This window comes from Buttiauxella sp. AC038 (assembly GCF_979253565.1).
The window spans coordinates 2,107,027-2,132,725 of record NZ_CEEDCQ010000001.1 but is presented as its reverse complement, the minus strand read 5'-3'; the positions used below and the strand labels follow the sequence as shown (position 1 = coordinate 2,132,725).

Annotated in this window: 25 protein-coding genes and 1 riboswitch; of the genes, 12 read left to right on the top strand and 13 right to left on the bottom strand. The window is 47.9% G+C overall.

All coding sequences use genetic code 11. The features are described 5' to 3' along the window. Positions 1-2 precede the first annotated feature (2 nt). Both AC0IXI_RS10170 and sdaA read left to right on the top strand, forming a co-directional pair. Positions 3-581 carry a CoA pyrophosphatase gene (locus AC0IXI_RS10170; protein WP_413498890.1) on the top strand — a complete coding sequence of 193 codons (579 nt, stop codon included), beginning with the start codon at positions 3-5 and terminating at the stop codon, positions 579-581. Positions 582-855: 274 nt separating this feature from the next. Then, entirely contained in the window at positions 856-2,220 is a 1,365-nt protein-coding gene (sdaA, locus tag AC0IXI_RS10165) for an L-serine ammonia-lyase (protein WP_134182099.1), read from the top strand. Between the two features lie 45 nt (positions 2,221-2,265). Here the strand turns inward: sdaA and AC0IXI_RS10160 are convergent, their stop codons facing one another. Next, positions 2,266-3,174, bottom strand: a complete 909-nt coding sequence (locus AC0IXI_RS10160) for a LysR substrate-binding domain-containing protein (RefSeq protein WP_232864962.1) — start codon at positions 3,172-3,174, stop codon at positions 2,266-2,268. 158 nt (positions 3,175-3,332) lie between these two features. Between AC0IXI_RS10160 and AC0IXI_RS10155 the strand changes: the two genes are divergently transcribed. From AC0IXI_RS10155 to AC0IXI_RS10145, 3 genes are all read left to right on the top strand, one after another. Then, positions 3,333-4,523 carry an MFS transporter gene (locus AC0IXI_RS10155; protein ID WP_471682341.1) on the top strand — a complete coding sequence of 397 codons (1,191 nt, stop codon included), beginning with the start codon at positions 3,333-3,335 and terminating at the stop codon, positions 4,521-4,523. 10 nt (positions 4,524-4,533) lie between these two features. Next, positions 4,534-5,709: an amidohydrolase gene (locus AC0IXI_RS10150; RefSeq protein ID WP_134182093.1), complete on the top strand. Its 1,176-nt coding sequence runs from the start codon at positions 4,534-4,536 to the stop codon at positions 5,707-5,709. 164 nt (positions 5,710-5,873) lie between these two features. After that, the gene (locus AC0IXI_RS10145; RefSeq protein ID WP_471682340.1) at positions 5,874-7,469 is read left to right on the top strand and encodes an EAL domain-containing protein; all 1,596 of its coding nucleotides are present in this window, start codon (positions 5,874-5,876) and stop codon (positions 7,467-7,469) included. A 1-nt stretch (position 7,470) separates the two neighbouring features. On the opposite strand, the gene yoaE is transcribed toward AC0IXI_RS10145, so the two are convergent. Further along, a complete protein-coding gene (gene yoaE / locus AC0IXI_RS10140) occupies positions 7,471-9,030 on the bottom strand; it encodes a CNNM family cation transport protein YoaE (RefSeq protein WP_471682339.1) in 1,560 nt (519 codons plus the stop codon). Positions 9,031-9,506: 476 nt separating this feature from the next. On the opposite strand from yoaE, the gene manX reads away from it, so the two are divergent. The 5 genes from manX to mntP all read left to right on the top strand — a co-directional run bounded on the left by manX (position 9,507) and on the right by mntP (position 13,711). Further along, positions 9,507-10,475: a PTS mannose transporter subunit IIAB gene (gene manX / locus AC0IXI_RS10135; RefSeq protein WP_064511860.1), complete on the top strand. Its 969-nt coding sequence runs from the start codon at positions 9,507-9,509 to the stop codon at positions 10,473-10,475. Positions 10,476-10,550: 75 nt separating this feature from the next. Continuing rightward, positions 10,551-11,351, top strand: a complete 801-nt coding sequence (locus AC0IXI_RS10130; protein WP_064511861.1) for a PTS mannose/fructose/sorbose transporter subunit IIC — start codon at positions 10,551-10,553, stop codon at positions 11,349-11,351. Positions 11,352-11,363: 12 nt separating this feature from the next. Next, complete coding sequence (locus tag AC0IXI_RS10125; protein WP_034495941.1) at positions 11,364-12,218, top strand: PTS mannose transporter subunit IID; 855 nt, start codon at positions 11,364-11,366, stop codon at positions 12,216-12,218. A gap of 65 nt (positions 12,219-12,283) precedes the next feature. Next, positions 12,284-12,742 (top strand): DUF986 family protein, encoded by a 459-nt coding sequence (locus AC0IXI_RS10120; protein WP_064511862.1) that lies wholly within the window; start codon positions 12,284-12,286, stop codon positions 12,740-12,742. A gap of 198 nt (positions 12,743-12,940) precedes the next feature. After that, positions 12,941-13,128: riboswitch (yybP-ykoY riboswitch) on the top strand. Positions 13,129-13,138: 10 nt separating this feature from the next. After that, a complete protein-coding gene (mntP, locus tag AC0IXI_RS10115; protein WP_064511863.1) occupies positions 13,139-13,711 on the top strand; it encodes a manganese efflux pump MntP in 573 nt (190 codons plus the stop codon). Here mntP and rlmA read toward each other — a convergent pair. From rlmA to mgrB, 7 genes are all read right to left on the bottom strand, one after another. Next, a complete protein-coding gene (rlmA, locus tag AC0IXI_RS10110) occupies positions 13,703-14,515 on the bottom strand; it encodes a 23S rRNA (guanine(745)-N(1))-methyltransferase (protein WP_471682338.1) in 813 nt (270 codons plus the stop codon). The two genes, mntP and rlmA, sit on opposite strands and share 9 nt — an antisense overlap. 62 nt (positions 14,516-14,577) lie before the next feature. Further along, positions 14,578-16,323, bottom strand: a complete 1,746-nt coding sequence (gene ftsI / locus AC0IXI_RS10105; RefSeq protein ID WP_471682337.1) for a peptidoglycan glycosyltransferase FtsI — start codon at positions 16,321-16,323, stop codon at positions 14,578-14,580. A gap of 233 nt (positions 16,324-16,556) precedes the next feature. Further along, entirely contained in the window at positions 16,557-16,766 is a 210-nt protein-coding gene (cspE, locus tag AC0IXI_RS10100; protein WP_001062678.1) for a transcription antiterminator/RNA stability regulator CspE, read from the bottom strand. Positions 16,767-16,779: 13 nt separating this feature from the next. Then, positions 16,780-16,923 (bottom strand): DUF2627 domain-containing protein, encoded by a 144-nt coding sequence (locus AC0IXI_RS10095; protein ID WP_072009398.1) that lies wholly within the window; start codon positions 16,921-16,923, stop codon positions 16,780-16,782. Between the two features lie 530 nt (positions 16,924-17,453). After that, entirely contained in the window at positions 17,454-18,455 is a 1,002-nt protein-coding gene (locus tag AC0IXI_RS10090; protein WP_471682336.1) for an MBL fold metallo-hydrolase, read from the bottom strand. A gap of 36 nt (positions 18,456-18,491) precedes the next feature. Beyond that, the gene (locus AC0IXI_RS10085; protein WP_134182082.1) at positions 18,492-18,779 is read right to left on the bottom strand and encodes a YebO family protein; all 288 of its coding nucleotides are present in this window, start codon (positions 18,777-18,779) and stop codon (positions 18,492-18,494) included. Between the two features lie 74 nt (positions 18,780-18,853). Then, positions 18,854-18,997, bottom strand: a complete 144-nt coding sequence (gene mgrB, locus AC0IXI_RS10080) for a PhoP/PhoQ regulatory lipoprotein MgrB (RefSeq protein ID WP_074391970.1) — start codon at positions 18,995-18,997, stop codon at positions 18,854-18,856. Between the two features lie 157 nt (positions 18,998-19,154). Between mgrB and AC0IXI_RS10075 the strand changes: the two genes are divergently transcribed. Continuing rightward, on the top strand, positions 19,155-19,397 hold the full coding sequence (locus tag AC0IXI_RS10075; RefSeq protein ID WP_034455179.1) for a YobH family protein: 243 nt from the start codon (positions 19,155-19,157) through the stop codon (positions 19,395-19,397). A 46-nt stretch (positions 19,398-19,443) separates the two neighbouring features. Here the strand turns inward: AC0IXI_RS10075 and kdgR are convergent, their stop codons facing one another. Then, entirely contained in the window at positions 19,444-20,235 is a 792-nt protein-coding gene (gene kdgR / locus AC0IXI_RS10070; protein ID WP_034455177.1) for a DNA-binding transcriptional regulator KdgR, read from the bottom strand. Positions 20,236-20,414: 179 nt separating this feature from the next. Here kdgR and AC0IXI_RS10065 point away from each other — a divergent pair, with 179 nt between their 5' ends. After that, positions 20,415-21,791: an MFS transporter gene (locus AC0IXI_RS10065; protein ID WP_064511868.1), complete on the top strand. Its 1,377-nt coding sequence runs from the start codon at positions 20,415-20,417 to the stop codon at positions 21,789-21,791. Positions 21,792-21,836: 45 nt separating this feature from the next. On the opposite strand, the gene htpX is transcribed toward AC0IXI_RS10065, so the two are convergent. The 3 genes from htpX to proQ form a co-directional block, all read right to left on the bottom strand. Further along, complete coding sequence (gene htpX, locus AC0IXI_RS10060; RefSeq protein WP_034457026.1) at positions 21,837-22,718, bottom strand: protease HtpX; 882 nt, start codon at positions 22,716-22,718, stop codon at positions 21,837-21,839. A 194-nt stretch (positions 22,719-22,912) separates the two neighbouring features. Then, a complete protein-coding gene (prc, locus tag AC0IXI_RS10055) occupies positions 22,913-24,961 on the bottom strand; it encodes a carboxy terminal-processing peptidase (protein ID WP_471682335.1) in 2,049 nt (682 codons plus the stop codon). 20 nt (positions 24,962-24,981) lie between these two features. After that, positions 24,982-25,662 (bottom strand): RNA chaperone ProQ, encoded by a 681-nt coding sequence (gene proQ / locus AC0IXI_RS10050; RefSeq protein WP_034455172.1) that lies wholly within the window; start codon positions 25,660-25,662, stop codon positions 24,982-24,984. Positions 25,663-25,699 lie beyond the last annotated feature (37 nt).

Below are 25,699 nucleotides of genomic sequence, written 5' to 3'. Positions count from 1 at the left end.
GAATGTCTGGTTCCTCCTTGACCATGAACGATTTTTTATCGCGTTTTCAACTGCTGCAACCGCCAGCAACGCGTATGAGCGGTAATAAACGCCAGGCCGCCGTATTGATCCCTATCGTCCGCCGCCCGCAACCCGGATTGCTGCTGACACAGCGTTCAGCCATGATGCGCAAACATGCTGGACAAGTGGCCTTCCCCGGTGGGGCGGTTGATGACACGGATGAGTCGTTAATTGCGGCCGCACTGCGCGAAGCCTGGGAAGAAGTCGCCATTTCTCCTGACAGTGTCGAAGTGATTGGTACTTTGCCACCGGTTGATAGCGTTACAGGATTTCAGGTCACGCCGGTTGTAGGCATTATTCCGCCCAACTTGCCCTACCATGCCAGCGAGGATGAAGTCGCGGCTGTATTTGAAATGCCATTGATGGAGGCCCTTACACTTGGCCGTTACCATCCGCTGGATATTCACCGTCGTGGCAACGCCCACAGAGTTTGGCTTTCCTGGTATCAGCACTATTTTGTCTGGGGCATGACGGCCGGAATCATCCGTGAATTAGCCTTGCAGATAAGTGTGGAACCCTGATCACTCTTTAATCCTGTAAAAACGGCTATATTTAGCAGAGTGTCTTGCTGAGGTTTTATTCCCTTATTTGCATCATGGGTAAAAGAAATGGTGAATGACTCTGGCCTTATCCCCCGACAACCGCCTTTTCAGGCCGGATTAGTCAAGTTATAGTTAACCATTAGTTTAATTCATGTGAATAGTTTACTACAGTGAGCAATAAATTTTTAAACTAGCTGACTGCGATTTTGCAGCAGCAAATTTTATTTATCTGGTGCCTTGGAAGGAGTTTTGTGTGATTAGCATATTCGACATGTTCAAAGTCGGCATTGGGCCATCCAGTTCCCATACCGTCGGTCCAATGAAGGCCGGTAAGTTGTTTGTCGATGATCTGGTCGAAAAAGGATTACTGGAAACTACGACGCGTATCGCTGTCGATGTTTACGGTTCCCTGTCGCTGACAGGTAAAGGGCACCATACCGACATCGCTATCATTATGGGTCTTGCAGGTAACGAACCCGCGACTGTTGATATTGATTCTATCCCGGCGTTTATCCGTGATGTAGAAACCCGCAGCCGTTTGTGGTTGGCTCAGGGTCGCCATGAAGTCGATTTCCCGAAAGACTCCGGCATGTGTTTCCGTAACGATAATTTGTCGCTACATGAGAACGGCATGACCATTCATGCGTTCAGCGGCGAGCAAGAGATCTACACCAAAACCTATTATTCCATCGGCGGCGGTTTTATCGTTGATGAAGAGCATTTCGGCAAAGAAGCGGCCGACGAGATCGTCGTGCCTTACTCGTTCAACTCTGCCGAAGAGATGCTTAAGCACTGCAAAGAAACGGGCATGTCGCTGTCTGGCGTGATTATGCAAAACGAACTGGCTTTGCATAGCCGTAAAGAAATCGAAGAGTATTTTGCCAACGTGTGGCAAACCATGCGTGCGTGTATTGACCGTGGCGTGAATACCGAAGGTGTTCTGCCTGGCCCATTGCGTGTGCCGCGCCGTGCATCGGCATTGCGCCGTATGTTGGTTTCCAGCGATAAACTGTCAAACGACCCAATGATCGTGGTCGATTGGGTGAATATGTTTGCGCTGGCGGTTAACGAAGAAAACGCTGCTGGTGGGCGCGTGGTAACTGCACCTACTAACGGTGCCTGCGGTATCGTTCCTGCTGTTCTTGCTTACTATGACCACTTTATCGAGTCAGTCAGCCCGGATACCTATATCCGCTACTTCCTCGCATCAGGTGCAATTGGTGCGCTCTACAAGATGAATGCGTCTATATCTGGTGCAGAAGTCGGCTGCCAGGGTGAAGTAGGCGTGGCCTGTTCTATGGCTGCCGCAGGTCTTGCTGAAATTTTAGGCGCAAGCCCAGAGCAAGTTTGTGTTGCCGCGGAAATCGGTATGGAACATAACCTGGGTTTAACCTGTGACCCGGTTGCAGGCCAGGTTCAGGTGCCATGTATCGAACGTAATGCCATCGCTTCCGTGAAGGCTATCAACGCCACTCGTATGGCGATGCGCCGTACCAGTGAACCGCGAGTGTCTCTCGATAAGGTTATCGAAACCATGTACGAGACAGGCAAAGACATGAACGCCAAATACCGTGAAACTTCACGTGGCGGCCTGGCAATCAAAGTACAGTGTGACTAATCCCTTCTGGCCCTCTGCAAAGAGGGCCAACCTACTCTGCCAAACCTACCACGGATAATTTTGACACTGCTGACGCAGCGCTAATAAAAATTGCCGCGCAGTTGCTGTCAAGTCTGACTTCTGTGACCAAATAACGCAATACTGTGCCGACGGCAGCGTCGTTATAGGTAATACGGTAAGCCGGTCTTGTAAGAATAATGGTGTGCTCATCGCTCGGGCGACTATCGTCAAATAATCCGAATGCAGCACCATATTAAGCCCACAAATCACTGAATCTGTTCGAATCGGTGCTTCATGCATCTGGCCATAAAACTCATTGAGTTCATCTTGCAGCTGTTGGTAATAACCGATATTTGCTTCCGGTAATAACCATTTCGCCCTACGTAATTGGGCAAGTGATGTCGCCTGCGCTAAGGGATGCTCACGCCGGGCAATCACGCAGAATGGTGCGCTAAACAGCGGCTCAACAATGACATCTTCTGGCACTTTGGCAGGATTGATTGTCCCAATAGCCAGATCGAGCTCTCCTTGTTGCAATAGCGGCAGCAGTGTTGTCAGTTGCCCTTCTTTGATATGCAAACTTGCTTGCGGCAAGCGTGATTTAAAACTGTCGGCTACGGCCGGAAAAACACTTAACGCAATCAATGATGAAAAACCAATGGTCAGTTTGCCTTGGGAAAAGTGGTTAATTTGTTCCACTTCCTCGGCCGCACGCTGTAGTTCCTCCAGAATCCACTCAGCCCGACGGGAAAATGCCTCTCCTGCCTCGGTTAAGGTGATGCCTTCGTTTCCACGTAGAAATAGTTGCGCTGATAAAGTTTGCTCCAGCTCTCGTAATGTCCTGCTCACCGCTGGCTGAGATTGCCCCATTACTCGCGCAGCTCCACGGATGCTGCGGCTGCGCACCACTTGTCTGAAGACATGTAACTGCTGCATTTTCGGCAAATACTTCATGCGTACCCCTATCAAGAAAAAGCATCACCCTAAACAAAATTGCATCTTTTGCGAGAATACCCGCACTGCTTATATAGCTATCAGAGTTATCCATATGAACGTTGCAACCAACGGGGCGATTCGCTCCTGGAACGGAATTCCGCATAAGGGTCCGCACGATGAAAAAAAATCACTCCTTGATGATTTTCCTGTTATTTCTGGGCTATGTCATTGTCTATATAGATAAAACGGTGATGGGCTTCGCATTATTGCCTATCGAAAAAGAGTTTGGCGTCTCCACACAGCAACTGGGGTATATCACCGGCATTTTCTTCCTCTCTTACTCACTGTTTCAGATACCCGCAGGCTGGCTAAATGACCGCATTGGTTTTCGTAGCATGCTGGTTGCTTCACTCTGCCTGCTCGGTGGATTTGCGCTTTGTTTCGGTGTTCTGGGGCTAAGCTTTGGTATGTTGATAGTCTTCCGCTTCCTGGCGGGAATCGGACATTCTGGATATCCATGCTCCTGCGCCAAAGCGGTGGTCAGTAATTTTAGCGTTGAAAAACGGACATTCGCCCAATCAATCCTGCTCTCATCCGCTGGCCTTGCAATGACCATTGGCCCGATGGTGGCAGTCAGTGCATTAACGCATATTGGCTGGCGTGGCTCGTTTGCCGGGCTCGGTTTGATGGCTTGCGCGGTCGCGATTGTTATTTTTATGCTGGTGCAAAAACCTGCCGTTGCACCGAAATCAGCATCGTCCGTCAGTTATCGCACGTTACTGAAAAGCCCGACGGTAATTCTGCTGTTTATTGCGATTTTCTGCATCAACATTCCAAGCTACGGGCTGATGGCCTGGTTGCCTAAATTCCTGGTGCAGCAACGTCATATGCCGCTTGAAATCTCCGGGTTGGTAATTGCAGCGGGTGGGCTGGGGATCTGGATTTCATCTCTGGGAACCGGCTGGCTGGTCGGCAAATATTTCCAGGGGCGTGAGCCTGGGGTGATTGTCATTTGCTCACTCATTAGCTCGCTGTGTATTTTTGCGATTTATCACACGGGTTCGCCTGTCGCCGCCAGCATCTTTCTGTTCCTGGGACAGGTGTTTTTGATGGGTAGTTTTGTCACCGTCTTCACTCTGCCGATGAAACGTCTCCCTGTCGAAACCATGGGTGCCGCGATGGGGCTTATCAACACTGGTGGCACATTGGGCGGTTTTGTTTCACCTATTGTGATGGGGTATTTAATTGGCGTTAGCCAGGACTACTACACCACTTTCATTTTCCTCGCGTTAGCTATGGTCTGTGCAGCACTTGCCGTCATACCGCTGTTGACGAAGAAATCTGCTTTAAAACCTGTTACTGATTAACGGAGACATTATGACCTTCAATATCGATATTCTGACTGACGAAGTGGCCCATGACGTGTCTCGCTGGCGCCAACATATTCATGCCAACCCGGACCTCTCTTTTCAGGAACAAGCCACGGCTGATTATATCGCCGCAGAGTTAGCAAGCTTTGGGCCGCTTGAGTTGCGTCGTCTTACACCAAATAGCGTTGTGGCCGAATTAAAGGGAAAGCTCCCCGGCCCAGTATGGGCGCTACGTGCGGATATTGACGCCCTACCCATTCAGGAAGAGAGCGGCGAAGCTTTCTCCTCATGTAAACCTGGTGTGATGCATGCCTGCGGGCATGACGCCCATGCGGCGATGTTAATGGGGGCGGCAAAAGTGCTGTGTCATTTTCAGGACAAGCTTAAAGGCTCGGTACGTTTTATTTTCCAACATGCGGAAGAAGTGCCACCGGGTGGCGCTCAAGAGCTGGTAAATTTGGGTGTGTTGCAAGATGTCGAATACATCTTTGGCCTGCATGTGATGCCAGATAAGCCCACGCAAACCTTGTCATTGAAAGAAGGCGTATTCAGCGCATCAAGCGATAACTTCGATATTGTGATAACCGGGAAAGGCGGTCATGGCTCAATGCCGCACTTGTGTATTGACCCAATTGTTATCGGTGCAGAAATTGTCAGCGCATTGCAGCAAATTGTTGCTCGCAAACTCGACCCTCTGCACGCACCAGTATTAACCATCGCAACCTTCCAGTCGGGTGAAAGCTACAATGTCATCCCGAATAGAGCCCATCTTGCGGGTACGCTGCGTACACACGACCAAAAAGTGCGTGAACAGGTTCCTCAACTCATGCAACAAGTGATTTCAGGGATTGTTGCCGCTCACGGAGCAAGTTTTGATATTCAGTGGCAAGCGGGTTATGCCGTCGGGAATAATCATGCTTCTGCCTGCGAGATTGCGCGCAAAGTTATCGAAGAAAATTTCCCTCCTCAAACGTTGCACACGGTAACAACACCTTTATTTGGTAGCGAAGATTTCTCTTCGTATCAGCAACATGTTCCGGGATGCTTTATTTTCGTCGGCTGTAGAAATCCCGACAAAGGTGCCGTTTGGAATGTTCATAATCCTCACTTCCTGCTGGATGAAGATGCAATGAAAGTGGGGGTTAAAACGCACCTGAGTTTGATAAGCCAAATGTTTGTTTAAATATTAACTAAAATAGCAAGCGTCGTGTCTGCGACGCTTGCACGTAATACTCCATTAGCTTTCATCTAAAAGTATGATTTTGCCTTCGGATATCCAATCCCCCACTACACTTGGAATGTTCTGTGTGCCGATTTCGGTCGCGGTTCTAAACAAGGTGGTCGCGGATGCAAACGGCACAACGCATATTAAGAGATTATCGCCGCAGACGTTTGACAGTCTGCGTTGCGTTAGCCGTATTAGTCCTGCTGCTGACACTCAGTGCGCGCTATATTGCCGATCGTGATTCGAATGAACAACGTATGCAGGCATTTAACCAACGGGCTGTCAGTTCACTTGAAAACGTCCTGATACCGCTTGATTTAGCAAGCAAAGATGCAATGCAGTTAATGGGGTTATCATGTGAAGCCGCGCAACTGAGAATGCGGGAATTAGTGGCTCGTATGCAAACAGTACGTGATATTGGCCTAATTAAGGATGATATCTTTTATTGCTCAAGTATTTTTGGCCCGCGTTCAATACCCATTGATCTGGTGCAGCCCCGGTTGCCATCATCATTGCCACTCTTATTCCTCTCGATAGACCATACGCTACTTAAAGGCACGCCGATTCTTCTATCCTGGCATCCTCTGCGCAATAGTCGGCATGACGGTGTCATGCAAATTATTAATATTGAGTTGCTATCGGGATTTATGCTTGAACCCAGACGCCCCTGGGTTTCCCGTGCGATGTTAAATGTCGCCGATTCGCATTATGAATATGGGAAAGGGTTACTACCCCGAATTACTGTTGAAGACGGGCAAGTCAGCCATGAACTGGAATCCGATATATTTCCTTTTTCCGTCACCATTATTGGCCCATCCTCCAGTCAGCTGGCATTACAAAATATGCCAACGCAACTGCCGCTGGCACTAATTCTCAGCATGTTGATTGGCTATATAACGTGGCTTGCCACCGCGAACCGAATGAGTTTTTCCTGGGAAATTAATCTTGGGCTTGCATTACATGAGTTCGAAGTTTTTTGTCAGCCTCTGGTCAGCTCACGTAATCTTCAATGTGTTGGCGTGGAGTTACTTTTGCGGTGGAATAATCCCCGCCAGGGTTGGATTTCACCTGATGTATTTATCCCACTTGCCGAACAGCAAAATTTGATAGCGCCATTAACACGTTTTGTGCTTTCGGAAACAGTACGTAATCTTGATATCTTTCCGAAATCCCCTGATTTCAATATTGGGATCAATATCGCAGCTAGCCATTTCCATAATGGGGAAGTTATCGAAGATTTACGCCACTACTGGTTTCCAGTCCACCCCATCCAGAAACTTACCCTTGAACTTACGGAGCGTGATGCCTTACCAGATGTCGATCTTCGGGTGATACGCGATTTACATCGCATGGGGGTCGATTTAGCCATTGACGATTTCGGTACAGGCCAAAGTTCACTGGCTTATCTCGAAACATTAAATCCTGACGTGCTGAAAATCGATAAGTCGTTTACTGCAGCGATTGGGACCGACGCGGTCAATTCGACAGTGACTGATATTATTATTGCGCTGGCGCAGCGGCTAGATATTGGTTTAGTTGCGGAAGGTGTTGAAACGCCGCAGCAAGCAGAGTACCTGCGTAACCACGGCGTAAATGTACTACAAGGATTTTTGTATGCGCGGCCAATGCCTTTGAAGGAGTTTCCACGCTGGCTAGGGAGCAGCACGCCACCCCCACGCAGGAATGGTCACGTTATTCCCATTATCCCGCTACGCTAATTTACTCTTCCTCGTCTTCATGTTCAGAGCGTTCTTTTACCACACGAACCAAGTCCACACGGTAATCGTTGGCCTTCACAATCTGGATGCGTAACGGAGCCAGTTCAATAACATCGCCCACTTTAGGGATTTGGCCATTCACCGCGATAACCAAACCGGCGATAGAGGCAATATCTTCCTCATCGTTCACCAGATTGTTGATATCAAGATGCTGCTGAATCGCATGCAGGTCGGTTGAACCTTTAACTAACCAACCATCGCCATCTCGCACGATTTCGGGTGTTTCGTCGGCATCAGGGAATTCACCAGCGATAGCTTCCAGAACATCCAGCGGCGTTACCAGGCCTTGAACCACGCCAAACTCGTTATTCACGATAACGAAACTACCGCGAGCACGACGAAGCACACCCAGCAAGTTAATCGGGTCCAGTGTTTCCGGAACCACAATTGCAGGTGAACGTGCAGCAATAGAAACCACATCACCACCATTTTCCAGTGCTACCAGTAACTCTTTGGCACGCACAATACCGATGATTTCATCAAGCTCACCATGACAAACCGGGAACAAGCTATGCGGAGATTCCAGCAGCTGCTCACGAATTTCAGCAGTGGTTTTATCGGCATCAACCCATGATATTTCACCACGCGGCGTCATAATGCTGCGTAGCGAACGAGATGCCAGTGTCAGCACACCATTAATCATGTAACGCTCTTCTTCGGCAAAAGATTCTGCTTCAATTGGCGTGATGGTTTTGTTGTCTTCGTTAGACGAACGCTGTTGGCGTTTACCATTCATCAAACGCAAAATCGCATCAGCCGTACGGGCACGTAACGGCACATTCGACTGATGGCGAATAAAGTTACGGCGCGCAATCTGGTTGAAAAATTCGATGATTATCGAGAAACCAATTGCCGCATACAGGTAACCTTTCGGAATATGGAAACCGAAACCTTCTGCTACAAGGCTCAGACCAATCATTAACAAGAAGCTCAGGCACAGCACGACGACCGTAGGGTGTTGGTTAACAAAATTCGTCAACGGTTTGGACGCCAACAACATCACACCCATCGCGATAACTACCGCCGCCATCATCACTGGCAGGTGATTTACCATGCCCACCGCGGTAATAACCGCATCCAGTGAAAACACCGCATCCAATATAACAATCTGTATAACCACAACCCAGAAACTGGCGTAACCTTTGCCATGCCCATCATCATGCTGGCGGTTTTCCAGCCGCTCATGTAGTTCCGTCGTTGCCTTAAACAGCAAGAACAGGCCACCAAATAACATAATGAGATCGCGCCCGGAGAACGTCATTTCGCCAACGCTGAACAGCGGTTGCGTTAGCGTCACCATCCATGAAATTAACGACAATAAGCCCAGTCGCATTACCAAAGCCAAGGATAAACCGATGAGTCGTGCTTTATCTCGTTGTTTTGGTGGAAGTTTGTCTGCAAGGATGGCAATAAAGACCAGGTTATCAATACCCAGCACTATTTCCAGCACAATCAGCGTCAGTAAACCCACCCATATTTGGGGATCCATTAAGAGTTCCATGACAAGCTCCTGCTTTGGGAATAACTCATCGGCATCGCGCGCAAGGCGGACGCAAAGAGGCAAATTGAGGTATTAACGGGGCGTGAAACGCCAATATGAAGGACTGAGTTTTCAGACCTGAAATTGAAAAGACGTCGGTGACGGTCCATACGGTGGGCTACTGCCCTTTACTCCTTAGTAATTAAACGAGATGCAAACAATATCAGAGCAAAATACCCTTTTGCAAAGATTTACCTGATTTTGCAATTTTACTGTCATTGACCTCGTTCATTATTTGCCCAGCGAATCATTAAGTTGTTAGCAAACCAAAATTACGGATCTTCATCACATAAAATATTTTTTTCACTGACTAAAATAAATCCGTCTTAAGTTACACATCTTTACTCATACCGTTATCTGAATCGATTCGCTTGAGAAACGGATAATCTACAAAACACCTATTAAGGGTGTGGCTATACCAACACAGGAGGTAGCAAGTGACTATTGCTATTGTCATAGGCACGCATGGCTGGGCAGCAGAACAATTGCTGAAAACCGCAGAAATGCTATTGGGCGAACAAGAAAATGTTGGCTGGATAGATTTCGTTCCCGGTGAAAACGCCGAAACTCTAATCGAGAAGTACAACGCTCAACTGGCAAACCTGAACACCGACAAAGGTGTGCTGTTTCTCGTCGATACCTGGGGTGGTAGCCCGTTTAACGCAGCCAGCCGTATTGTCGTCGATAAAGAGCATTACGAGGTCGTCGCCGGGGTCAATATTCCGATGCTAGTTGAGACCTTGATGGCTCGTGATGATAACCCTTCATTTGATGAGTTAGTGGCAATCGCTGTTGAAACAGGTCGTGAAGGGGTTAAAGCCCTGAAAGCTAAACCTGTTGAAAAAGCTGTACCTGTTGCGCCTGTTGCTGCACCTAAAGCCGCAGCGCCGCTCAAGCCAATGGGTCCGAAGGACTACATGAATATCGGTCTGGCGCGTATCGATGACCGTTTAATTCATGGCCAGGTCGCAACCCGCTGGACCAAAGAAACCAACGTAACACGCATTATTGTTGTCAGTGATGAAGTGGCAGCCGATACCGTACGCAAAACACTGTTGACGCAAGTTGCTCCTCCTGGTGTGACGGCACACGTCGTTGACGTCGCTAAAATGATCCGCGTGTGGAATAACCCGAAATATGCAGGCGACCGTGTGATGCTGCTGTTCACCAACCCAACCGATGTTGAACGCGTCGTGGAAGGTGGAGTGGACATTAAGTCAGTCAATATCGGTGGTATGGCGTTCCGCCAGGGTAAAACCCAGGTTAACAACGCGATTTCTGTCGATGAAAAAGATATTGAAGCCTTTAAGAAACTTAACGAGCGCGGCATTGAGCTCGAAGCCCGTAAAGTTTCAACCGATCAAAAATTGAAAATGATGGATCTGATCGCGAAGGTGAAAAGCTAATTACTGATGTGATTTGCTTAATTCTACGTTTTGCTCAGTTTTCACACATAAGTCATACGTTTAAGGAGAAGTACAATGGAGATTACCACTCTTCAGATTGTGCTGGTGTTTGTCGTAGCCTGTATTGCCGGTATGGAGTCGGTGCTCGATGAATTTCAGTTCCACCGTCCGCTGGTCGCCTGTACCTTAATCGGTCTGGTACTCGGTGATATGAAAACCGGTATTATTATCGGTGGTACGCTTGAAATGATCGCGCTGGGTTGGATGAACATCGGTGCGGCAGTTGCTCCCGATGCCGCACTTGCGTCGATTATCTCAACCATACTGGTTATAGCCGGGCATCAGGGCATCGGTTCTGGTATCGCTCTGGCCATTCCACTGGCAGCAGCAGGCCAGGTACTGACCATTATCGTTCGTACTATTACCGTGGGCTTCCAGCACGCAGCAGATAAGGCCGCCGAAAATGGCAACCTATCGGCGCTCTCCTGGATTCACGTTTCCTCCCTGTTCTTGCAAGCAATGCGTATCGCAATTCCTGCCGTTATCGTCGCAGTTTCCGTCGGTACAAGCGAAGTACAGAACATGCTGAATGCCATTCCTGAAGTGGTAACCAGCGGTCTGAACATCGCCGGTGGCATGATTGTTGTTGTGGGTTATGCGATGGTCATCAACATGATGCGCGCAGGCTACCTGATGCCATTCTTCTATCTGGGCTTCGTTACCGCGGCTTTCACCAACTTCAACCTGGTAGCACTGGGTGTGATTGGTGCTGTGATGGCAATTTTGTACATCCAGTTGAGCCCGAAATACAACCGTTCCGCAGGTGCTCCAGCCTCTGCTGCCGGTGCTAACGATCTCGATAACGAATTAGATTAATAGGTGAGCGAAATGGTTGATACCACCAAAACAACGACTACCGAGAAGAAACTCACCCCAGGTGATATTCGTGGCGTGTTCCTGCGTTCAAACCTCTTCCAGGGTTCCTGGAATTTCGAACGTATGCAAGCGTTGGGCTTCTGCTTCTCCATGATTCCGGCAATTAAACGCCTGTATCCTGAAAATAACGATGCTCGCAAACAAGCAATTAAGCGTCACCTGGAATTCTTTAACACCCATCCATACGTTGCGGCTCCTGTATTGGGCGTTACGCTTGCGATGGAAGAACAGCGTGCAAACGGTGCAGAAATTGACGATGGTGCCATCAACGGTATCAAAGTTGGTTTGATGGGGCCGCTGGCTGGTGTAGGCGACCCAATCTTTTGGGGTACCGTACGTCCAGTATTCGCAGCACTTGGTGCTGGTATCGCAATGAGCGGTAGCCTGCTTGGCCCACTGTTGTTCTTCATCCTGTTTAACGCCGTGCGTTTGCTGACTCGTTATTACGGCGTCGCTTACGGTTACCGTAAAGGGATCGATATCGTTAAGGATATGGGCGGCGGCTTCCTGCAAAAACTGACTGAGGGGGCGTCAATTCTCGGCCTGTTTGTCATGGGGGCGCTGGTTAACAAGTGGACACACGTTAATATACCGCTAGTCGTGTCGAAGATTACCGACCAGACTGGCGCTGTGAAAGTGACCACCGTTCAAACTATTCTTGATCAGTTGATGCCGGGCCTTGTGCCACTGCTGTTAACGTTTGCTTGTATGTGGCTGCTGCGTAAGAAAGTCAACGCGCTGTGGATCATCATGGGCTTCTTCGTTATTGGTATTGTCGGTTATGCTATCGGCCTGCTAGGCCTGTAATTAGTTTGTTATACGAACCGGGGCACTTGCCCCGGTTTTTTATTGTTTAGAGTGAAGGTAGTGTTATGACTTTGACGGATGTAGTTCTGCTGGTATTTATTGTGCTGTTGCTTGCCTGGGCGGTTTACGATGAGTTCATCATGGATAAGCTCAAAGGCAAAACCCTGCTGAAAGTTCCCCTTCTGCGCCGCAACCGTATCGACGGAACCATTTTCTTCGGGTTGGTTGCTATCCTCATCTACAACAACGTCACCTCTGGCGGCGCCCCGGTCACCACCTGGTTATTATCTGCGCTGGCACTCATTGCTATTTATATTTCGTGGATTAGACAACCTAAATTACTGTTTAAAACAGAGGGCTTCTTCTTCGCGAACGCGTGGGTTTTATATTCTCGAATTAAAGAGATGAATTTATCTGAGGATGGTGTTCTGGTTTTGCAATTAGAACAACGCCGCTTGCTCATCCGAGTGAAAAACATTGATGACCTGGAGAGGATTTATAAATTAATGGTTGTTACTCAATAAGTTAGCAACATAGCAAAGTCTATATTTTTATATTTTTTGTACAATCTATAAAATATAGCCGCTGCTATTTCGCACAATTAGTGTGCTCTTATTTTAACGATTAGGTCATCAATTAAAGTTAATGAAAATCGTTATCATTTAAGCATTAAGAATAATAGCTTCACTTATTGTTTTATCTTTAAAGAATATGTTAAGGTTGCGCCCGTCGTTGGGGAGTAGCCGATTTTCGCGATTGCGAAAATGTACATGTCAACATACTCGTTACTTGTTTAAGCAAGATTTATAACGTGGCATGTACGACTCAAATACTGAGTAGGCGAGACCATAGGCACGTAACCGTCATTTAAGTTGGGGATGGTTGACGTGTATATGGATATTCCCAACTGAGGCATTTGCATGAATCTCTCCGCTACTATTATTCTCGCTTTTGGCATGTCGATGGATGCTTTCGCTGCATCAATCGGGAAAGGTGCCTCTCTCCATAAACCTAAGTTTTCTGAAGCGTTACGAACCGGGCTTATCTTTGGCGTCATCGAAACCATCACCCCGCTTATCGGCTGGTGCCTGGGTCTTCTGGCAAGCAAGGTCGTGCTGGAATGGAATCATTGGGTTGCATTTATCCTGCTGGTGTTTCTCGGCATTCGTATGATTTATGAAGGTGTGCGCGGTAACGATGACGAAGAAGCGCCAAAGCTTCAACGTCATGGATTTTGGCTATTAGTCACCACGGCTATCGCCACCAGCCTTGATGCCATGGCGGTCGGTGTCGGCCTCGCATTCCTGCAAGTCAATATTATTGAAACCGCTCTGGCTATTGGTTGCGCGACCATGATTATGTCCACGCTAGGTATGATGCTGGGCCGGTTTATCGGCCCTCTGCTCGGTAAGCGCGCCGAGATCCTCGGCGGTGTGGTGCTAATTGGGATTGGTTGTCAGATTCTTTATAGCCACTTCAGCACATTAAACTGATGATTCGCGTCGCCAGACGCGAATGACAAAATCTGTCTCGCAAGTGAATGCCGTTTCAGCCGTCAAAGCCTGCCACACTTCCGGGCGGGCACGCCAGGCGAACGGCGTCATTTGCAATAGCGCAACCGCTTCATTTCCCTGTAACGTCATCGGCCAGCCAATACTCTGCGTCTGTTCTGCTACAAAACCGGGTAAAGACTCAGACTCGGTACTGTGCAGCACCACGTTGTCATAAATTAAACCTTTCAGCTGCATTAAATGGCGTGGGCCCGGCGTGGCAGTGATGACGATGCCGCCAGGTTTCACCACCCGCGCCAACTCTTCAGCTTTGCACGGGGCAAAAATGCGCACCACGGCATCCAGACTATTATCATCAAACGGCAAACGGTGGCTCGATGCCACACAGAACTGCACCTGCGGATAGCGCTTTGCCCCATAGCGAACCGCTACTTTTGCAACATCTAATCCCCAGGTCATTCCTTCATTTTTTGCGACAATTTGTGCAAAACCCGCCGTGTAATACCCTTCCCCGCAGCCAATATCCAACAAAGTAACCGGGGCAGCCTGTTCTAAAATAAGGCAGATAGCATCGCGCAGCGGCTGATAATGCCCGGCATCAAGGAATGTTCTGCGGGCCTGCATCATTTCGCTGCTATCGCCCGGGTCTTTTGAACGCTTATGCTGAACTGGCAGCAAATTCACATATCCCTCTTTTGCCTTATCGAATTGGTGGCCTTGCGGGCAAACAAAGCTCTTCCCCTCGGGGGCAAGCGGTGCATGACAAAGCGGGCAAAGATAAGACATAAGAACTCCAGGCAATCGTAAAGGGCGCAAGTGTACCGCTTACGCTCCGCTTCGAAAAGCCACTAACCTGCAGGACCCTCGACAACAGCCTTATTTAACACCGTTAAATTGGTATCTCCCTGTGGCAAACCATCAGGTTCGATATTCTCCAGTCGCAGCACATCGCTCATTATCTGGCTAAAGACCGGTGCCGAAACTGCACCGCCGTAGTAGGCACCATTTTCCGGATCGTTAATTACCACCACCAGCGCAAAGCGCGGATTACTCGCAGGAGCGACACCTGCGGTGTAGGCAATGTATTTGTCGATGTATTTGCCATCATCGCCAATTTTCTTGGCCGTTCCGGTTTTAATGGCAACTCGATAGCCGCGCACCGCGGCTTTAATCCCACCGCCGCCAGGCAATGCCACACTTTCCATCATATGTTCAACCTGATGGGCAATGGTTTCAGACATCACCCTTTGCCCAACTACTGGCGGATCAACACGGGTAATAGAAAGTGGGCGGGCAATGCCATAGCTACCGATAGTGGCGTAAACATGCGCCAGTTGCAGAGGTGTGACCATCAAACCATAACCAAATGAAAATGTGGCCCGATCCAACTCTCCCCAGAACTTACGGTGCGGTAACAGGCCACTGCTCTCCCCTGTCAGCCCCAATCCTGTTGGCATCCCAAAACCGAAGTTCTTATAGGTATCCAACAATTTTTGGATTGGCATCGCCAGAGAAAGCCGTGAAACCCCTGTGTCGCTCGATTTTTGCAGGATTCCGGTCAACGTAAGCTGCGGGTAGTAACCCACATCGCGTATACGGTGACCATCGATGGTGTAAGGATGGGTATCCACCACGCTATCTGGTTGGACAATCCCCTGCTGAAGTGCGGTCATAACTACCATCGGTTTAACAGTTGAACCTGGCTCAAATGTGTCGCTAATTGCCCGATTACGGAAATCGTTCAGCGTGGCACCGTCACGATTATTTGGATTAAACGTCGGGCAACTCGCCATCGCTAATACTTCGCCAGTATTCACATCAAGGATAACTGCTGCGGCAGATTCAGCTTTATTCCAGGAGACAGCATTACTCAGTGCGTCTTCCGTGACCGTTTGCAGTCGTTCATCAATGCTTAGCATGAGGTTGTGAGCAGGGTTTGCTGCAGTTTCCGTGATATTTTCTATGACGTGCCCATGCCTGTCTTTACGAACCAGTCTCTCGCCCGCTTTACCCGTCAACTGGCGATTGAAGCTCTTCTCAATACCTTCAATACCTTGATCATCAATGTTGGTAAAGCCGAGCAAGTTTGCTGCAATATGGCCTGCGGGATAAAACCGACGTGATTCATCACGTAATGAAATTCCTGGCAGTTTCAGGCTCTCGATGTATTGCGCTTGTTGCGGATCAATTTGGCGGGCGAGGTAAATGAAGCGATCGGCTGGATTACGGCGAATGCGGGCGGCAATTTCATTAAGTGGCATATGTAAGGTTGTTGCCAGAGCCTGCCAGCGGCTACTAATTTGCACGCCACCTTTTTCCATTACTGTTTTCGGGTCAGCCCAGATTGCTTTTACCGGGACGCTCACCGCCAAAGGTCTGCCATTGCGGTCTTCTATCATTCCACGCGGTACGACGATGGGTTCTTCACGTAATGAACGCATGTCTTCCTGCTTAACCAGATTTTCGGGCGAGATGATTTGCAACCAGGCAACACGCCCCAGTAAGAACACCAGACACATAAAGATAGCGATGCAAAGAAGAGCAAAACGCCACTGAATAAAATTACCCACGATTCCAGGGGCGGTTTTTCTCACATTCAATCCTTAACGACAACTAAGCGATTGAAAATTTAAACATAATGGGGAAACTAACCAGACAGGAACAGTGCTACAAGATGCGCTGCTTTGCTACAAGACATAACTGAGAGAGCTTTCCAGAAACACATAGAAAAATAATGGTCAACATTCAGACATGAAAAAGCCCCGCTACAAGAGCGAGGCTTTCATCAAAATTTGGCGTTATTCGCGCCAGGTCTAATTCAGACGAATTAGATAGCAGTTACGTTAACCGCTGCAGGGCCTTTCTGGCCGTCCTGGATTTCGAACTCAACGTTCTGGCCTTCAGCCAAAGTTTTGAAGCCGTTACCCTGGATTGCAGAGAAGTGTACGAACACATCTTTGCTGCCGTCAGCAGGAGTAATGAAACCAAAACCTTTAGACTCGTTGAACCACTTAACTTGACCTTTAATCTTTGCCATTTTGCAAAATTCCTTAGATTGTTTTCTTTGCCCGGAGGCATAACTTAGCTAAAACAGAGACATTACTGCATGAGGCACTAATATAAGGCTCGGCAGAGAAGCGGTATTCAACGACAACGTGTTTACTCAGAACTTCTTTACTGAAAATGCCACACATAAACAGAACTGTACCTCGTTTAACCCAACGTGTTATCACATACAACGCAATCAATGGCAAGCCATTTTTCGGCGTGTATCGATCTGTCGCACAAATTCCGAAACTCATATTGTAATGAAAATGAAATGCACAATTTGTGCATAGATTAACAGTAAACAATGATGATTCCGTGCATTCATATGACGACCACAGACAACGTTTTTACCATAGCCCAAAGATATCTTTTCGTCCAGGCGAAGTGCGAAAAAGTCGCTATCACCGGCATTATGCTTATGATTTTTTTAGCATAGCTATGCAAAAAATGAACAATCTCACATTGCTACTAAAACAATATAACTGGTATAAGAAATAGCGAGAATGGAAAAATGAATAAAGCTTGAGCAGTTGTCTGTTTATATTGCACCAAAAGAATGAAAGTTTAATCAACCCATGCTTCATGATGAGGCAATAAAAACGTTTCGCTATATTTTCATGTAATAAAGTAACCAAAAGATAGCTCGTAATAGCGTCTTAAAAATTTTTAATAATGTTTAAGTCTTAATTTTAAATAAGTGTGAACTTTGACCAATACACAACGGCGAAAAGAGTCGCCCATCCTCACCTTCATCATCAAGAGCGGTTAGTAACTCTTGCGGTGGCATGTCCAGTGATTCATCAGCCAGTTCAAATACTCCCCAATGGATAGGAACCGTAAAAGGCCTGCCCAACTGCTGCCAAAGCGTAACCGCCTGCTGCGGATCCATATGATGGCTACTCATGAACCAGCGCGGGGAATAAGCACCTATTGGTATCAATGCCGCATCCAGGGAGCCTCTGAACAAAGCAATATCAGCAAGTCCTGCTGTATAGCCTGTATCACCGCTAAACCATATCCTTAAGTGACTACTTTCGATAATCCACCCGCACCACAAACTCCGGTTACGATCCCAGAATGAACGCATGCTCCAGTGCTGTGCCGGCACCGCTGTAAAAGTCATTCCTTGCAGGGTAAAGCTCTGCCACCAGTCAAGCTCAGTTACATGGCGTATACCACGACGGGTAAACCACTGCTTTAAGCCCAGCGGGACAAAGAAATGAGTGTCGGGGAAACGACGGACAATCTGTTGAATGGTGGAACGGTCCAGATGATCGTAATGATTATGTGAAATCAAAACAGCATCAAGTTGATGCAATTCATTGATATGAATTGGGGATGGAGTCTTGCGCTTAGGGCCTGCAAACGATAATGGGGAAGCTCGCTGGGACAACACGGGGTCGGTAAGTAAATACAGGCCATTGATACGCAACAATACCGTTGCATGCCCTAACCACCACAGCCGGTCATCTTCTCCCTGGAGTTCAGCCTTTTGCCACCAACGTTCAGTGAAGGCGGCATAACCATTACTCGGAGGATGGGGCAATCCCTGCGCTTTTCGCTCTTTACGCCAACGTTCAACATCACCCGGTTTTCGTAAGCTTGACTCCAGATTACGAAAACCGTCAATTTGGTGATGAGATTTTAGGGGATCAAACCAAGGATTTTTCCACCGCATGGTCACTCCACAGCAACACAAACAGGTTAATCAGGATTAGCGCTCAGCGACCAGACGAATAAAATCATCTTCCACTTCGTCATCTTCCTTTGCTACTTCTGGTGCTTCCTTGACTACTTCAGGCTCGTTCGCTTCACACAAACGTCGTAACAGTGCAGTCTGCCGCTTTTGCTGATCCAGCAACTCTTCAAGAAGCTCGATCTGTTCATTGGTGCGGCTACTTGCACGGTTAACAAAGAACCACATTACGAGGCCGATAACCAGTACCACCAGGGAAACTGTCAGGGACACGATATTCAACGCGCCAACACTTAATTCGTTCATATTACCACCTCAGCAAAACGCGCTATTCTACACCTGCCGGGTCTTAAGGTAAGCACTATGTGGATAAAAACACACTACCAGGGAATAAATTTATTAATTGTACAAATGCCGCTGAAAAATTGTACATCCTGATCGCACATTACATTGACCATTTGGGTCCATAGCAGCATGCAGACGAAAAAAACCGCAATCAGAATAAGCCATCTGTACTTTCTCACTACACTCTCCACCTCTTTCCTATTTATTGTAAAGTCTGACATAGACAGCCTAAACGACACATAACTCTCACGTATATTATTTAAGAATCATCACATTGCTAGTACAGTGCAATCCGCTACGCTTAGAAGTCTAATTACTTAATAATAAGAGGCACCTATGCGTATTGTGATCCGCACTATTATTGTAATAGCGCTTTTGTGGATCGGTTTACTCCTCTCTGGATATGGAGTTTTGATTGGAAGTCATGAAAATGCTGCAGGTATGGGGCTTCAATGCAAATACCTAACTGCTCGAAATGTCACCACCGCACAATTTGTTCATACCAGTAGTGGAATTATCGGACTTAGCGATTGCCCAGTATTGCGTAAAAGTGATGAAGTTATCGATACGGGTAACTAGGAACATATAAAGAAAACGCCGCTAAATAGCGGCGTTTTCTCTTTCATCAGAATGGATATTCGTGATAACCCATTTGTTCAGAAATAGTTCGCGCTGCGTCATGAAGCATCGCTACATATTCATGGAGCCTGTCTTCAGAAAAACGAAGTGTCGGGAATGAAATACTCAAACCGGCAATAACAACTCCAAATCGGTCAAAAACAGGTACGCCGATGCAGCGTAAACCTTCTTCCTGTTCTTGGTTATCTTCACCGTAACCCTGCTCACGCACGGTATCCAGAACGTCCAACAATTCGTCGGTACTCATGATAGTGCGCTCAGTGCTGCGGTTATATTCCACATCAGCAAGGATTTCACGCACTTCATTGCGATCGCGCCACGCCAGAAGCACTTTACCAATCGCGGTGCTGTACAATGGGTTACGACGACCGATGCGCGAGTACATGCGCAGGTTGTACATAGAGTCAATCTTATGGATATAGACAATACTGTCTTCATCCAACGCACCCAAGTGGATGGTTTCTTTCGTCAAACGCGATAGTTCTCGCATTTGAATGTCTGCGCTACGAATCAAATCAACGTTCTGCAATGCACGCGCACCCAGCTCAAACAGCTTTAGGGTTAGCGAGTATTTTTCAGATTCGCCTTCCTGAGCAACATAACCCAGGGATTTCATAGTCTGCAAAAAGCGATAGACGGTGCTTTTTGACATCATTACGCGTTGCGATAATTCAGTAATACCAATTTCGCGTTCTTCGCCAAGCGCCTGTAAAATGCCAAAAACTTTCAGGACAGAAGAGACAGAATCAGGTTGTTTATCCAGATCTGCGATAGCCATTAAATCACCTCGATCGCATTTGTTTTATAAAAATCAGAACTGGTTTTTAGTATAAGTTGACTACCATGTCATCGCAATGAATCTATTCTATTTCGTTACAAATCTGCGACATATCCCTTAAATTTAGTGCTATTATTATTGCTCTTCGAATAAATCACCCATGAAGTTAAATTTCCCTTATGGATAAAACCCTTGCTGATGGGCTGCCAATACCGCAGCGCTATGGTGCTATTTTGGCCATTGCGTTGGGTATCACAATGGCAGTTCTGGATGGCGTGATCGCAAACGTAGCACTTCCAACTATTGCCCGAGAACTAAACGCCAGTCCGGCAGAATCCATCTGGATAGTGAACAGCTATCAAATCGCGATAATTATTTCGTTACTGTCGATGTCATTCTTAGGCGATATTTTTGGTTATCGCCGGGTATATCAGTGCGGGCTGATTCTGTTTTGCATGACATCACTATTCTGTGCGCTGTCGAATTCATTGCCCATGTTGACGTTTGCTCGTGTGCTTCAGGGCTTTGGCGGTGCCGCATTAATGAGCGTCAATACTGCTCTCATCAGGCTTATCTACCCGCAAAGACATCTCGGCCGCGGAATGGGAATTAACTCGTTTATTGTCGCCGTATCCTCAGCTGCCGGGCCAACTATTGCCGCCGCTATTCTTTCTGTCGCGTCTTGGAAATGGCTGTTTTTGATTAATGTGCCAATTGGTATTCTCGCGCTATTGCTAGCAATTCGTTTTCTACCTCCCAATCAACAAAAATCACAGGGCCAACGCTTTGATATCCCCAGCGCGATTATGAATGCCTTGACGTTCGGTCTGTTGATCTCGGCAATTAGTGGTTTTGCCCAAGGGCAGTCAGGGTGGCTGATCATTTCCGAGCTCGTTGCATTAGCTGTGATTGGCTTCTTCTTTATTCGTCGCCAACTGAAACTGCCCTTCCCTCTGTTACCCGTGGATTTATTGCGTATTCCTGTATTTTCATTATCTATGGGAACGTCCGTTTGTTCCTTCGCCGCTCAAATGCTAGCGATGGTTTCACTTCCCTTCTTCCTGCAATCAACATTAGGACGCAGCGAAGTCGAAACGGGTCTGCTTCTCACACCGTGGCCAATTGCAACAATGATAATGGCTCCGGTTGCAGGTCATTTGATTGGGCGAGTACATGCAGGGCTGCTGGGTGGGCTCGGGCTTGTTATTATGGCATTCGGTTTATTTGCTTTAGCGCTGTTACCACACAACCCTACCGATATCGATATCATCTGGCGCATGCTTTTGTGCGGTGCTGGGTTCGGTTTGTTCCAGTCACCTAATAACCACACCATTATTTCTTCAGCGCCGCGTAACCGCAGCGGCGGTGCTAGTGGCATGTTAGGCACGGCTCGTTTATTAGGACAGAGTTGCGGTGCAGCCCTGGTGGCTTTGATGTTCAACCTTTTCGCGATTCACGGAACGCATGCCTCGCTTTTACTGGCAGGGAGTTTTGCAACCATCGCCGCCATTGTCAGCAGTTTACGCATGTCCCAACCTACGACTTCGCAGGCATAAAAAAAGCGTGCCAGCGATGGCACGCTTTTTTACCACGTTTTACGACTACTTCAGGTATTCGCCGTTACGCAGCGCTTCAATACGTTTATCCAACGGTGGGTGAGTCATGAACAATTCACTCATAGACTTCGCCTTACCATTGATACAAAACGCCATCATGCTGCTGGCTTCTTGCGGTTCATAGCTGGTTTTCAGGCGCTGCAGTGCGGCAATCATTTTTTCACGACCGACCAATTTTGCAGATCCGGCATCAGCATGGAATTCACGGTGACGTGAGAACCACATTGTGATGATGCTCGCCAGAATACCAAATACCAGTTCCAGAACAGTCGCAATGGCAAAATAGACAAACGGGTTGCCGTTGTTGCTCTCACCTTCATCCCGATTACCAGACAAGAAGCCAGAAGCGACTTGCGCGATGATACGAGAAATAAAGATTACGAAGGTGTTCACCACGCCCTGAATCAGCGTCATGGTTACCATGTCGCCATTCGCGATATGGCTGATTTCGTGTGCGATAACCGCTTCTGCTTCATCACGGCTCATGTTCTGCAGAAGACCGGTGCTAACAGCAACAAGCGATGCATTACGACGAGCGCCGGTGGCAAACGCATTAATATCTGGCGCATGGTAAATAGCCACCTGCGGCATGGCGATACCCGCTTGCTGAGACTGTTGGCGCACTGTTTCCATCAGCCAGCGCTCTGTTTCATTGCGCGGTTGCTCAATCACTTCCCCGCCCACTGAACGCAATGCCATCCATTTGGACATCAGTAATGAGATGATTGAACCACCAAAGCCAAACAACACCGCCATGATCATCAGACCCTGCACGCTGCTCGACTGGATCCCCGTCAGGCTTAGCACTAGCCCGAAAACGACCATGACTGCAAGGTTGGTCAACAGGAAAAGCCCGATACGCATCATAATTTTCTTTTTACCTCGGTTAAAAATACGCATTCTGCGTTACCCCACATCGTAGGGGCAAGCTTGCTATTTTCAAGCATTCATCGTTGCCAAGTGGTTAATAATACATAACTTTACATTTAAGAAGAGGTTGATTTACGCGGCTTGATAGAGGTAAAAAAAACGGGCACAAAATTTTGTGCCCGTTGGAGGAGTTACTTAGCAGGAGCGGGTTGCTCAGCTGGTTTATCTTGCTGCATTTTTGCAAAATCCAGCGCGATATGAACCGTTTCATCGAGATAAGGATCAGGTTCCTGATAATCCTTCGGCAGGTCGTCGAGTTTCTTCAACGGCGCTTTTCCTTCTCGTTTATAGCGGTCATTAATCCGCTCCAGACGCGTAGCATCATCTTCCTGGTTCTCTTTCTCGCGCTGAGCAAGATTCAGGGAAACAATATTGCGCTTATCTTTCAGGGCATTGAAGCGAGCAATATCCTTCATGATGTACTGGAACTCAGGATCGGCTGCTATTCTATCCTGGTGCAGTTTAAGCAATTGCGGCTCAAACTGAGTCAGATCGCCTGACTTAACGTAAGTAGCGGCGTTGATGCTATCCCAAGGGAGCGCATTATCTTCAAACTTCTCGCCAGTCTCAGTCTCTTCAGTACCAGTAGGCATCATGATGTCTGGCGTTACACCTTTACGCTGAGTACTTCCGCCATTAATGCGGTAGAACTTCTGGATGGTGTATTGCACAGAACCAAGCGCAGGCCACTCCGGACGCAGCATCTGATCATAGATACGATTCAAAGAACGGTACTGTTGAACAGTGCCTTTACCGAAGGTAGGCTCACCCACAATCAGTGCACGCCCATAGTCTTGCATTGCTGCTGCAAAGATTTCAGAAGCCGAAGCACTAAAGCGGTCAACCATCACCACCAGCGGACCTTTGTAGTAGACAACGCCGTCAGTATCGCTATCTTCACGCACTTTACCGTTGTTATCACGTACCTGAACAACTGGGCCACTTGGGATAAACAGGCCAGAAAGTGAGACAGCCTCGGTCAATGCACCGCCACCGTTCGAGCGTAAATCGATGATCACGCCTTTCACGTTCTGTTTTTCCATCTTCTGAAGCTGGACTTTGACATCATCTGTCAGACCAACGTAGAAGCCGGGGATATCCAGCACACCCACTTTATCTTTACCGACCGTTTTAATCGTCAATTTGACGGCGCGATCTTCAAGACGAATGCGTTCACGGGTTAAGGTAACCACACGTGTTTTAGTACCCTTACCTGCAGGTAAGATTTCCAGGCGAACCTTGCTACCTTTAGGCCCTTTGATCAGCGCAACGACATCGTCAAGACGCCAGCCAATCACATCAACCATAGGTTTCCCTGTTTGGCCGACACCAACAATACGGTCACCAACGGTAATCGTTTTGCTTTTCGCAGCAGGACCACCCGCTACCATCGAGTTGATAACCGTGTAGTCATCGTCCATTTGCAGCACAGCACCAATACCTTCCAGAGATAAACTCATTTCGGTATTGAATTGTTCTGTGTTGCGTGGCGATAAGTAATTGGTATGCGGGTCGATTTCGTGGGCAAAGGCTGTCATCGCAAGAGAGAAAACATCTTCGCTATTGGATTGAGCCAGACGGCGAATGGCGAACTGATAACGCTTGGTCAGCGTTTCACGAATTTCCTGATCGGTCTTACCGGTCAGCTTCAGGCTCAGTTCGTCAAATTTAACTTTACTGTCCCACAGGGAATTTAACTCTGTAACGTTTGCAGGCCACGGCGATTTGCTGCGGTCAACATTAAAGGTATCGTTACCCGTGAAATTCATAGGTTTTTCCAGCACCTTCAACGCGTATTGATAACGTTCAAAACGACGTTGTTGGGCCAGATTGTAGAGATCGTAAAATACGTCCAGTTTACCGGTGCGCAATTCATCGCCAATGTGTTTTTTCCGCGACACAAACTGCTCAACATCACTGGCTAGCAGCACGTTGTGGCTATAGTCGAGGAGGTTTAGATAGCGATCGAAAATTTTTGCGGAAAAATTTTCATCCAGGTCAAACTGACGATAGTGCGAGCGAGTGAAGCGTGAAGTTACACGCTCACTCACCGTTGCATGCTGTGTCTCTTCCTTTAACTGCGGGATTTGAGAAGCTTGCGTGATATTTTCGACGGCCAGTGCGCTACCTGCAAGAAACAACAGACTAGCGACAGCCGTACGCTTAAAGAATTTGTTCATGCCCGGGTCTGGCCTCCGTTTCAGAACTGCAAGTGTTCTGCGCGTACGATCATTGCCATACCAGAAGTCAGCTGTACACGGACGCCATCTTTGGTAATTTCCAGTACTGTGGCATCCATCGCGTTATTACCCGCTTTGACTTTGATTGCCTGACCCACCTGCAAAGCAGAAATGTCTGTAACCGGAGTGCGTTTTTCTTCACGCGGAGCTTGCGGCGCCGGTTTTTCTACACGAGGTTTACGTTCTGTAGCTTCTGGACGACGCGGAGCAGGACGAGGCTTGCGTTCGCGACGAGGTTTATCGGTAACGGTTTCGCCGTTAGCAATAGCCGCTTCACGTTTTTTCGCTTGCTGCTCTGCACGCTGTGCCTGAACACGAGCTTTTGCTTCTTCAAGCTGCTTGCGAGCATGCTCTACGTGCTGCTCATCGAGTTCACCACAAGGGTTACCGTCGAGATCAACACGGATTGCGCCGACTTTGATACCGTACAGGTAACGCCAGCTTGAAGTATAAAGACGTAACGCGGAGCGAAGTTGAGTTTTACTGAGACTCATCTCCCCTTCAACGCGCGCGACCAAATCCTGGAAGATACCAATCTTCAGGGGGCGGGCTTCACCTTCAGCGCTAAAGCACTGTGGGAAACGCTCTGCCAAAAAGGCGATGACTTCTTTGCTACTATTCAACTTAGGTTGATTTTCCATGAAATTTCCTGATTACAACGGAGTTGCCAACAATCCG